The 1,516-nt window shown below is 57.4% G+C and carries 1 protein-coding gene; it reads right to left on the bottom strand.

Annotated features, from left to right (window positions below):
• Window positions 1-1,223 (bottom strand): bifunctional phosphoribosylaminoimidazolecarboxamide formyltransferase/IMP cyclohydrolase (purH, locus tag WH5701_RS16165; protein ID WP_071934140.1); only part of this gene is annotated, 1,223 nt, incomplete at its 3' end.
• Between the last annotated feature and the right edge of the window lie 293 nt (window positions 1,224-1,516).

Genomic DNA, 1,516 nt, shown 5'->3' with positions numbered 1-1,516 from the left:
TGCTCTTGGGAAGAGGGAGGCCGCTGACTCGCCACGGTCCACTCGCTTGGTGTAATCGCTTGATCGTCGAGGTCTTGAACCAGTAATCCACCGAGAATGCTGCGGACGTGGTCTGGGCCCGCCGCATCGATCGCTGCAGGCTGGAGCTCTAACAAACGCAAATTCGCTTTGGCGGAAAGAATCTCTCTGGCTTCTGGAGAAAAGCTTGGCGCCACGACGCATTCCAAAAACAAGCTTTTCAATTCCCCTGCCGCTGCAGCGCTCACCAGGCCATTGATGGCGACAATTCCCCCAAAGGCACTGACGCGATCAGCATCCAAGGCCCTTGTGAGTGCGGTCGACACATCCGAACCGATGGCAACACCGCAGGGGTTGGTGTGTTTCACCACCACCGCGGCTGGCTGAACAGCCGGCTCAGCTCCATCAGAGCCGTAGCCGAACTCCCGCACCATGGCGAGAGCAGCTTCGAGATCCAACAGATTGTTCGTGCTCAGTTCCTTACCTTGCAGCTGAATCGCACCGCCCCAACCCTGCTCGGCATGGCTGAACCAACGAGCTTTCTGATGAGGGTTCTCGCCATAGCGGAGGGCTTGACGCAAAGGGACTGCCTCAAGCCAAGGTGATGCTTCCGCGGCCACCGCCTGAGCCATCCAGCGGCTGATAGCGGTGTCGTAAGCCGCGGTGTGCTGGAAGGCTTCAAGGGCAAGTTGACGGCGTAATGCAGCCGGCACTTCACCACCGGCCTGAGCCATCGCTTCAAGCAAACGGTCGTACTGATCTGGGCTGGTCAGAACAGCAACGTCTGCATGATTTTTTGCGGCAGAACGCACCATGGTGGGCCCACCAATATCAATGTTCTCGATCGCTTGATCCCAGGTGACATCAGCCTTGGCCACTGTTTCCCGGAAGGGATACAGATTCACGACCACCACATCAATCAACTTGATCTTTTGTTGTTCAAGATCTTCTTGATGGGCCGCATCACCACGCTTGGCCAAAATTCCACCGTGAACACGGGGATGCAGTGTTTTGACGCGGCCACCCAAAATCTCAGGGGCCCCGGTGTACTCGGAAACACGGGTAACCGGAAGACCAGCCTGCTCAAGCACCTTGGCGGTGCCACCACTGGAGAGCAATTGATAGCCATGGATTCGATGCAGAGCCTCGGCCAACGGCAAAAGCCCAGATTTGTCGGACACACTCAGCAGAGCGACAGGAGCCATCAGGCGACATGACTAAGTCTTGAGCCAACCTACGCATGAGTTGATCAAACATCCGGATGCCTCAACGCCTTGTGCTGCTGCATGGATGGGGCGCAGCAGCCGCTGACCTACAACCCTTAGGCGAGCAGTTAGCAGCCCAACACCCAGAACCACTGGACATTGTTTGCCTCGAAGCACCAGAACCACACCCGTCACCAGGCGGGCGTCAGTGGTATGGACTCTTTCCATCGGACTGGGATGCAGTCCCCACCGCTGTTCAACAGCTCACATCACGCTTACTCGACGTCGCGAGG

This window comes from Synechococcus sp. WH 5701, from assembly GCF_000153045.1.
Taxonomy (GTDB): domain Bacteria; phylum Cyanobacteriota; class Cyanobacteriia; order PCC-6307; family Cyanobiaceae; genus Regnicoccus_A; species Regnicoccus_A antarcticus.
This window is presented reverse-complemented; position numbering and strand designations above follow the sequence as displayed.